7 protein-coding genes and 1 pseudogene are annotated in these 9,610 nt (G+C 76.7%); 3 read left to right on the top strand and 5 right to left on the bottom strand.

Annotated elements, in window-relative coordinates:
* The 4 genes from MHY85_RS18675 to MHY85_RS18660 form a co-directional block, all read right to left on the bottom strand.
* Nucleotides 1-1,398, bottom strand: a 1,398-nt coding sequence (locus tag MHY85_RS18675) for a family 43 glycosylhydrolase (protein ID WP_239199374.1), incomplete at its 3' end; no start/stop codon positions are given.
* A gap of 125 nt (nucleotides 1,399-1,523) precedes the next feature.
* Nucleotides 1,524-3,680 carry an iron ABC transporter permease gene (locus tag MHY85_RS18670; protein ID WP_239199371.1) on the bottom strand — a complete coding sequence of 719 codons (2,157 nt, stop codon included), beginning with the start codon at nucleotides 3,678-3,680 and terminating at the stop codon, nucleotides 1,524-1,526.
* Nucleotides 3,681-3,714: 34 nt separating this feature from the next.
* Nucleotides 3,715-4,710: an ABC transporter substrate-binding protein gene (locus MHY85_RS18665; RefSeq protein WP_239199368.1), complete on the bottom strand. Its 996-nt coding sequence runs from the start codon at nucleotides 4,708-4,710 to the stop codon at nucleotides 3,715-3,717.
* A gap of 97 nt (nucleotides 4,711-4,807) precedes the next feature.
* Nucleotides 4,808-5,695, bottom strand: a complete 888-nt coding sequence (locus MHY85_RS18660) for an ABC transporter ATP-binding protein (RefSeq protein ID WP_304519006.1) — start codon at nucleotides 5,693-5,695, stop codon at nucleotides 4,808-4,810.
* Between the two features lie 161 nt (nucleotides 5,696-5,856).
* On the opposite strand from MHY85_RS18660, the gene MHY85_RS18655 reads away from it, so the two are divergent.
* Together MHY85_RS18655 and MHY85_RS18650 are read left to right on the top strand one after the other, a co-directional pair.
* Complete coding sequence (locus MHY85_RS18655; RefSeq protein WP_239199365.1) at nucleotides 5,857-7,050, top strand: NAD(P)/FAD-dependent oxidoreductase; 1,194 nt, start codon at nucleotides 5,857-5,859, stop codon at nucleotides 7,048-7,050.
* Nucleotides 7,051-7,081: 31 nt separating this feature from the next.
* On the top strand, nucleotides 7,082-7,582 hold the full coding sequence (locus MHY85_RS18650; RefSeq protein ID WP_239199362.1) for a glutathione peroxidase: 501 nt from the start codon (nucleotides 7,082-7,084) through the stop codon (nucleotides 7,580-7,582).
* Between the two features lie 239 nt (nucleotides 7,583-7,821).
* Here the strand turns inward: MHY85_RS18650 and MHY85_RS18645 are convergent, their stop codons facing one another.
* Nucleotides 7,822-8,499: a GPP34 family phosphoprotein gene (locus MHY85_RS18645; RefSeq protein WP_239199359.1), complete on the bottom strand. Its 678-nt coding sequence runs from the start codon at nucleotides 8,497-8,499 to the stop codon at nucleotides 7,822-7,824.
* Nucleotides 8,500-8,702: 203 nt separating this feature from the next.
* Here MHY85_RS18645 and MHY85_RS18640 point away from each other — a divergent pair.
* A pseudogene (locus MHY85_RS18640) lies at nucleotides 8,703-9,610 on the top strand (hypothetical protein); the annotation flags it as partial.

The raw sequence follows: 9,610 nt of genomic DNA, 5'->3' as shown, positions 1-9,610 counted from the left end.
CCCCGTGACCACCCCGCCCGACGCCCCGGGGTTCAGCCGCACGTCCGCCTCGACCCGGACCGGGCCGGGCAGCCGGACGCGAGTGAGCAGCGCACCCTCGCCGACCGCGACGGCGTGCCCGCCGCCCTGCGGGTCCCCCGCGACCGTGCGCCAGGCGTCGCCGCGCCAGCCCCGGCCGAGGCCGTCCTCGAAGCCTGCGACCGCGGGACCCCCGCCCGCCGGGGCCGGTTCCGCGTCGTCCGACGCCCCGGCACCCCCGCGCACCACCGGCCAGCCGTCCACCCAGTCGAGCCGGTCCACCAGCATCGGCCGCCGGTTGATCCCGTCGGTCCCGTCGAGGTACGGGTCGTCGCGGTCGATCGCGTGGTAGACGATCCAGTCCCGCCCCGCCAGGTCGGTGACGACGGCGTTGTGCCCGGTGCCGACCCAGCGGTTGCCGTTCGGCGTCAGCACCGGCGTGCCGCCCGCGCGCGACGCCAGCAGCGGCACCCCCTCGCGGTCGACGTACGGGCCGGTGACCGCGTCGGACCGGCCGACCTGCACGCTGTAGCCGGTCGTCGGGCCCGCGCAGCAGTTCGCCGTGGAGGCGAACAGGTACCAGGAGCCGTCGCGCTGCACGACGTACGCGCCCTCGAACTTGTTGTCGACCGCCACCTGGACCGGCTCGCCGACCGCCTCGGTACCGGTGGCGTCGAGCTCGGTGACCCAGATGCCGCCGTAGTACGAGCCGTAGAACAGGTGCTCGGTGCCGTCCGGGCCGACGACGTGCGTGGGGTCGAACGTCCACAGGAAGTCGTCGGGCCCGCCGCTGCCGCCGGGGCGCGGGTCCACCACCGGGTCGCCGGAGTCGGTCCACGGCCCGGTCGGCGAGGGCGCGGTCGCCACGCCGATCGCCGAGTCCCCCGTGCCCGGCGTCGCGGTGGTCTCGGTGACGACGTAGTACAGCCGGTACTGGCCGTCGACGTAGCGGATGTCGGGCGCCCACAGCGCGGCCGGGTGCGCGGGGTCGGTGTCCGCCCAGGACGGCAGGGAGTCCTCGCCGAAGGCGTCCCCCACGTACTCCCAGGTGACGAGGTCCGCCGACCGGGACACCGGGAGCAGGTGCCGCGCGCCCTCGCCCGACCGCAGCGGGTCGGTCGTGCCGTAGGCGTACCACCATCCGTCCTGCCCGCGGATCACCGCGGGATCGGCGAACGTGTCCGCGAAGCCGGCGCTGACCGGGTTCGTGTACGTGCCGGGCACGCCCGGGCCGTCCGGTCGGGCGCCGGAGGCGTCGTCGGCGACCCCCGGCGCCGCCCCCGCCGCGCCGAGCGCGAGCGCCACCAGGCACGCGGGCGCGGCGGCCCGCGCGCGGATCCGCCCCGGCGCGCGCCGGGACCCGGGATTGCGCTGCACCATCGCAGGGCTCCTGCCGTTCACGAGACCGGAGCACCCTTCTACGCCCGCCGGGCCGCGGCCGCCACCCGAGCGGGCCGGGCGCCCCAGCGGGCCGGGCGCCGCAGCGCACCCGGCCGACCCGGGCGTCAGCGGCGCGAGGTCGCCCGCATTCGCCAGAGCAGCCAGAGGAAGTACGGCGTCCCGATGACGGCCGTGACGAGGCCGGCCGGCAGCTGCGCCGGCGCGATGGCCGTCCGCCCCACGAGGTCCGCCACGCCCACGAGCGCCGCGCCGAGCACCACGGTCAGCGGCAGCGTCCACCGGTGCCGCTTGCCGATCAGCATCCGCGCCGCGTGCGGGGCCACCAGGCCGACGAACACGACCGGCCCGATCGCGGCCGTGGCGGCGGCGGTCAGCAGCACGGCGACGCCGACGTGCAGCGAGCGGGAGCGCCCCAGGTCGACGCCCAGGACCCGCGGCGTCACGTCGTCCACCTGCACCAGGTCGAGGTCCCGGTGGGTGCGGGCGACGACCAGCACGCCGATCGCCAGGGCGACCGCCATCGGCACCAGCTGCGGCGCCCCGGCGCCGAACGTCGAGCCGCCGAGCCATGTGATCGCCCGGTTCTGGTTCCAGGGGTCCGTCCGGACGAGCAGGAGGGTCGTGACCGCGCTGGCCGCGGCACCGGTGCCGAGACCGACCAGCACCATCCGGCCGGACGCCATGCCGCTGCCCGCGGTCGCGCCGAAGACCAGCAGCCCCGCCAGGACCGCCCCGACGAGCGCCCCGCCGAACACCAGCGCGAACGACGGCGCGCTCGTGACCACGATGACGACCACCGCGCCGAGCCCTGCGGCGTGCGAGACGCCGAGCACGCCGGGATCGGCGAGCGGGTTCCGGGTGACCGTCTGCACCAGCGCGCCCGCGAGGGCCAGGCAGGCACCGGCCAGCAGCGCGGCCGCGACCCGCGGCACCCGGGAGTCGAGGATGATGTCCAGCCGCACCGAGGCCTTGTCCGCGAGCCAGTTGGCCACGTCGCCGAGCAGCACCGTCGAGTCGCCGAGCAGCACGCCCGCGACCACCACGCCGGCCAGGACGAGCACGCCGGCCCCCAGCAGGAGCGCGGGCGCCCGGCGTGCCAGGTCGCTGCCCGCCCGGAGCGTGACGAGGGTGTCCGGCTCGAGCGCGGCGCGCGCCCGGCGGGCCAGGACCACCAGGGCGACGGCGCCGATCAGGCTGGTGACGACGCCCGTCGGGACGGTCACGCCCGAGATCGGCCCGAAGACGGCGCGCAGCGCGACGTCGGCGGTCAGGACCAGGGCCGTGCCCGCGACCGCCGCGGCCGGGATCAGCAGGCGGTGCCGGCTCAGCGGGCGGACCCAGGTCGCGAGCAGGCGCACCAGCAGCGGGGCGCACAGGCCGACGAACCCGATCGGGCCGGTCACGGTCACGGCGCAGGTGGCCAGGAGCACCGCGAGCAGCACCCCGACCAGCCGGGTCCGGGCCACGTCGACGCCGAGCGACCGCGCGGCGTCGTCGCCCAGACCGAGCAGGTCGAGCCGGCGGCCGAGCAGCACCAGGCCGAGGAACGCGACGGCCACGACCGGCGCGACCGCGCGGACCGTGCCCATGCCGTTCTGGCCGAGCGAGCCGGCGCCCCACGCGAACAGGCCCTGGGTCTCCCAGGGGAACAGCACGAGCAGGGCCTGGGTCACGGACGACAGGCCCAGGGTGATGGCGGTGCCGGCGAGCACCAGGCGCACGGGCGAGGCGGCAGGGCCGCCGGAGAGCCCGATGACGACGCCCGCGGCCGCGACGCCGCCCACGAACGCGACCGCCACGCCGGGCAGCGCCCCGAGGGACGCCCCGACCACCGCGGCGACCGTGACCGCCAGGTGCGCACCCGCGTTCACCGCGAGGGTGTCCGGGGCGGCGAGGGGGTTGCGCGCGACCCCCTGCAGCGCCGCTCCGGACGCGCCGAGCGCGCAGCCGACGAGCACGCCGGCCGCGAGCCGGGGCAGCCGGGACGCCGTGACGACCGCGGCGGCCTGGTCGAGGCCGCCCTGGCCCGTCAGCGCCCGCCACAGGTCGCCGACGGTGACGTCGGCGGTGCCCTGCGTGAGGTGCCACGCGGCGGCGGCGACCAGCCACAGGACGAGCAGCGCGAGCGCCACGACCACCCGGACGTGCTGCCGCCGGGCCACGGGCGCGCCCGGACCTCGACCCCCGCCCACCGGTCCGGCACCGGGCGCGGCGGGGCGCGCGGCGGCGACGGGGCCGGCGGCGGGGGGCGAGGTGGTCACGGCGTCCTTCAGGGGTGTGCGGTGCGGGTCGGGGTCACTCGGCGGTCAGCTGCGCGACCAGGTCGTCCGACCAGCCGGCCAGCGACTCGGGGCCGCCGTAGGCCCAGATGCCGACGCCGGCGCGGTAGACGTGCCCCTGCTGCACGAACGGCAGCGACTGCCAGACCGGGTTGCCGGCCAGGGCCGTCTCGACCACGTCGTCCTCGTCGTCGTTGCCCCAGTACAGGAACCGGGTCTCGGCCGGCAGCGCGGTCAGGCCCTCGACGTCGACGTAGGACAGGCCGTACGCGTCGTCACCCGGGTCCTCGGTCGCGGAGCCGAGGCCCATCTCGACCGCGACCGCCTGGAAGGCCGAGCGCGGGCCGTGCATGCGGATGGTGACGTTGGCGCCCTCGGCGTACGGGGAGGCGAACACGACGGGCGTGCCCTCGAGGCCGGCGTCGGCGATCTTCTGCGCGTTGTCCGCGATCCGCGCCTCGGTGTCCGTGACGACCTGCTCGGCGGCGTCGTCCGCCCCGACGAGGGTCGCGACGCTGCGGAACGTGTCCTCGACGTAGCCCAGCGGGTCGGCCGCGTCGGCGCCGTCGAACAGCGCGACCGGCGCGATGCGCTCGAACTGCTCCAGCGCGCCCTCGGGGATCGACGACGTGACGCCGATGATCAGGTCGGGCTCCAGGCCCGCGATCGCCTCGACCGAGGGCTCGCCGCGGGTGCCGACGTCCTCGGGCTCGCCGTCCAGCGGCACCACGGCGCCGACCCAGGAGGTGTAGCCCTCGACGTCCGCCGCGCCGACCGGGGTGACGCCGAGCGAGGTCAGCATCTCGGTCTGCATCCACTCCAGCGAGACGACGCGGGTGGCGGGCGCGTCCAGCTCGACGGTCTCGCCGCGGTCGTCCGTGATGGAGACCGGGCCGCCCGCGGGCGCTGCGCTCGTGGTCTCGGCTGCCGGCTCGTCGGTGGTGCCGCAGGCCGCCAGAGCGGCCATCGCGCCGACGGCCAGGAGCGCCGTGAGCGTGCGTCGGGTGGTCATCGTTCCTCGTGTCTGCGCGGGAGGTGTGGGCGCCCGCGCGTCGCGCCCTCGGCCGCGGGGAGGCGCGGCGGTGGAGAGAGTCGGTGGCCCGGCGGCGTCAGGCGCCGACCGGGGCGGGGTGCGGGGCGTCGGCCCCGTCCCCCGCGGGTTCCTCCGTGGGACCGGAGGGTCGGTGGCCGTCGGCGCGGGCGCCCCGGCCGTCGACGCGGCGCAGGAGCAGGCGCGGTGCGTGCACGGTGACGTGCCCCGTCCCCGCGTCGGTCCGCACCACGATGTCGATGTCGTACACCTCGCTGAGCAGCTCGGAGGTGAACGCCCGCTCGGGCGCGCCGTCGGCGACCACCCGGCCGCCGTGCAGCACCAGCACCCGGTCGGCGACGGCCGCGGCCTGCTCCAGGTCGTGCAGCACCACGCCGACCGCGACGCCGTGCTCGTCCGCGAGGTTCCGCACCAGCTCCAGCACCTCGACCTGGTACCGCAGGTCGAGGTGGTTCGTCGGCTCGTCGAGCAGCAGCACGCCCGTGTCCTGGGCCAGCGCGGAGGCGAACCAGACCCGCTGCACCTGGCCGCCCGACAGCGCGTCCACGTCGTCGCCGGCGAGGTCGGCGATGCCGGCGAGCTCCAGCGCCCGGTCGACCGCCGCCCGGCCCTGCGGGTCCGTCCCGCGCCAGCCCTGCCGGTGCGGGTGCCGCCCGAACTCGACCGCGTCCCGCACGGTGATCCCCGCGGGCGTCGGCCGCGACTGCGCGAGCAGCGTGACCCGACGGGCGAAGTCGCGGGCGGACAGCGCGTCCGCGTCCCCGTCGGCGACGGTGACCCGGCCCGAGGACAGCCGCTGCAGGCGGGCCATCCCGCGCAGCAGCGTCGACTTGCCCGAGCCGTTCGGCCCGACCAGCGCGGTGACCCGGCCCGCGGCGAGCTCGACGCTCGCCCCGGTGACGACGGGGTCGCCGCCGTAGCCGATGCTGACGTCGGCGGCGGCCATCGCGGCAGTGTTCACGGGCACGAACCGGGACATTAGCGAAGGCTTACCTCAGAAGTCCATCCGCGTCCGCGGCGTGGGCCCCGCGGCCCGGCGGGCGCGCGGCCCGGGGCTCGCCTACGGTGGCCGGGTCCGGTCCCCGGCAGACGGAACGTGGTGCGCACATGAGCGGTCCCCGGCGGCACGACGTGCTCGTCATCGGCGGCGGGAACGCGGGGCTCTCCCTGGCCGGACGGCTGCGGCGGGACGGCTGCCGCGACGTCGCCGTCGTCGAGCCGCGCTCGGTGCACCACTACCGGCCGCTGCTGTCCTACGTCGCCTCCGGCACCGCGACGCTGGCCGACCTGCGCCGCCCCCAGGACGAGGTGGTGCCGTCCGGCGTCCGGCGGTACGCCGGCACGGTCGCGTCGGTCGACCCCGCGCGGTCGGTCGTCGTCCTCGCGGACGGCACCGAGCTCGGCTACGGCGACCTCGCCGTCTGCCCCGGGTCGGAGGTCGACTGGGAGGCGGTCCCCGGCGCGCGGGAGGCGGTCGCGACCCCGCACGCCGCGACCAGCTACCTGCCCGAGCAGGCCGAGAAGACGTGGGCGATGCTCTCGGCGCTGCGCGCGGGCCGCGCGGTGTTCGCGCTGTCCGACCGGCACGTGCCCTGCGCGCCCGTCGGCCTGAAGCCCATGTTCGCCGCCCTGGACGTCTGGCGGCGCACGGGGGTCCTGGGCGACATCGAGGTCGACCTGCTGGCCGAGGGGCCGCACCTCGTCCGGCACGCCGAGGCGGACCGCCGGCTGCGGGCCGCGGCCGAGGAGTACGGCGTCCGGGTGCGGCTGCGCACCGCGGTGACGTCGGTCGACGCCGGGGCACGGACGCTGACGGCGGCCGGCGACGGCGGGCTCGAGGAGGTCGGCTACGACGCGCTCTACCTCGCGCCCCCGCACCGGGCGTACGGCTGGATCGCCGCCGGCGACCTGGCGGCCGGCGACAGCGAGGGGTTCGTCGCCGTCGACCCCGAGACGCTGCAGCACGTCCGGCACCCCCGCGTCTGGGGCCTCGGCGACGCCGCGACCGTCGGGACGCTGCCCTCGGGCGGCGCCCTGCGGCGGCAGGTGCCCGTCGTCGCGCACAACATCCAGGCGCGCCGCACCGGCCGGACGATGCACCGGTACGACGGGTACTCGGTCGCGCCCGTCACCACCTCGCGGCGCCGGCTGCTGCTCGCCGAGTTCGACCGCGACGGGCGGCCCGAGCCGTCGCTGCCCTTCCCGGACCTCGCCCGGCCGCGGCGCAGCCTGCTGCTGTTCGACCGGTACCTCGAGCCGCAGATCTACTGGCGCAAGCTGATCCCGGGCCGCGTCTCCTGACACGCGGCCCGGCCGGTGGCAGGGTGAGGGCGTGCAGATCGACGACATCCCGGTCCGGACCCTCCGCGGCGAGGACACCACCTTCGGCGCGCTGACCGCCGGGCGCGTGGCCCTGGTGGTCAACGTGGCGTCCCGGTGCGGTCTCGCCCCCCAGTACGAGCAGCTCGAGGCGCTGCACCGGTCGTACGGGGCCCGCGGCTTCACGGTCGTCGGCGTGCCCAGCAACCAGTTCCTGCAGGAGCTCGGCTCGTCGGACGCCATCGCCGAGTACTGCTCCGCCACCTGGGGCGCCACGTTCCCGATGCTGGAGAAGACACCGGTCAACGGCCGGCACGCGCACCCGCTGTACCGCGCCCTGCACGAGGTGCCCGACGACTCCGGCAAGGCCGGGCGGATCACCTGGAACTTCGAGAAGTTCCTCGTCGCGCCGGACGGGCGCGCCCGCCGGTTCCGCCCCCGCGTGCTGCCCGACGCGCCCGAGGTGGTCGCGGCGATCGAGGACCTCCTCCCGGAGCGCACCCCCGGGGCATGAGGCGCGCCGGTGCTCGACGCGGGCCGGCGCGTGCAGCCGGAGGCGACGGCGGGGCGGCGGGCGACGCGGGCCCGGGGCGCGAGGCGGCGTGCGACCCGAGCCCAGGCGGCGCACCCGCACCACGTCGCCGAGGTCGGACCGTCGGACCGAGAGAGGGCCTTCGGGGGTCCTGTCTCGGCGCGAAGGCGCTATCTCGGCGCGCCTTCCTCGGCGGGCATGGCGCGGCGGCCGGGGGCGGGTCAGCTGCCGGCGGTCGTCGCGACCGTCGTGGCCGTGATCGCCGCGGTCATCGCGGCGGTCGACGCCGTGATCGCGTCCTGCACGGCCTTCGCGGCCCAGGCGCCCTCGGCGACCTCCTTCGCGCGCCGCCGGACGTCCCGGGCCGGGACTCCCCCGCGGTCGACGATCGACGGCGCCAGGCTCAGGGCGTGCAGCAGCGCGACGAGGGCGCCGGTGCGCGGGTCCGGGTCGAGGCCCTGCACGAGCACCGCCGCGAGCCGCGCGCGGACCTCGTCCTCGTGGCGGCCGTCGGCCTCGGGCCAGCGGGTGCGCGGGAACAGCCCGAGCACCCGGTCGTCCTCCCGGCGCAGGATCCCGCGCTCCGCGAGCCGGCCCGTGAGGGCGTCCCGCGCGCCCTTGCCGAGCCGGTTCACCAGGTCGGAGGCGGCGCGCTCGCGCTCGGCGACCCGCCGCAGCGCCTCCGCGAGCACGGGGTCGCCGACCGCGGCGCCCGGGGTGGCGGCGACCTTCGCGCCCGACCAGATGCTGGTGCGCTCGCGGACGTGCACGGCGTCGGCGAGCGCGAGCTCCAGCAGCAGCGCGCCGCCCAGGGCCACGTCGACGTGGCTGGACGTCGCGGTGCCGTTGCGGTCGTCGAGCAGCAGGAGCAGCAGGTCCTCGGCGATCAGGGTGGTCATGCGGGCGAGCGTAGCGACGGCGGAACGACTGGGTGGAGACGGCGGTCAAACGCCGTTCGCGGCGAACACAAACGGCGCATCCGGAACATTCCGCGCATTGCACCACCCGCGGTGCGGTCCGCTTCACCTCTGAGCACTCAAAGGCGTTTCGTGAGGCCGAAGCGGTGTTGACCAGGAGAATTCGCCGCCGTCATTGTCAGGGCATGGCCCGCGCACAGACCCGAGCACGCCGTCGGCCCGATCGGTTCGCCCTCGACCCGACCCGCTGGGTCTCCGCGGTCGTCGTGGCGGCGCTGGCCGCGACCCTCGCCCTCGCCGGCCCGGCTCCCGCCTGGGCCGGGCCCGCCGAGCCAGAGGACGGGACGGCACCTGCGGCGGCGGACGCGACGGACGAGCCGGGCCCGGACGCGGCCGACGACGACCCGGACCTGCCTGAACTCGCGCCGGTCCCGCAGTCCGCAGCCGAAGCGCCGGTCCACCTCGGCACCGGCACCGTCCAGCTGACGTCGAGCGCCACCGTCCTCGAGATCGGTCAGAGCTTCCGCCTCACCGCGCGGGTGGACGAGCCGCTGGAGCTCACCGGGAGCGAGCTCGAGATCGTCGACTCCACCGCCGACGACGCCGTCGTGCAGACCTGCACGTCGGGGACGTCGTGCACGGTCGACGTCACCGGCTTCCTCGCCGGCGGGCCGCGCGTGTACATGGCCCGGGTCGGGGAGCTGGCCTCGGGCGAGGTGACGGTCGAGCGGCGGCCGTGGACGGTGTCGTTGAGCGGCCCCACCGAGTTCTCGGCGGGGTCGGACATCACGTTCAACGTCGACACCAACCAGCTCACCGGCCAGACCGACGGCAACTACACCGTCCACGTCCAAGACCTGACCACCGGCACCGTCGCCGGCACCTGCGACACCACCGGCGGCGTGCGCCTCTGCCACGTCAAGACCCGCTACTACACCGGCGGACCCCGCGACTACCGCGCCGTCATCGCCGCACCCAACGGCCCCGACATCGACGTCCAAGCCATCTCCAACACCATCACCGTCCAACGCACCCCCTGGACGGTGGCCCTCAGCGGTCCCACCCAGTTCTCCGCGGGGTCGGACATCACGTT

Origin of the sequence: Cellulomonas sp. ACRRI, from assembly GCF_022346185.1 — a bacterium.
Classification (GTDB): domain Bacteria; phylum Actinomycetota; class Actinomycetes; order Actinomycetales; family Cellulomonadaceae; genus Cellulomonas.
Note: the sequence above shows the minus strand (reverse complement) of the source record. Positions and strands in the feature narration are given on the sequence as shown.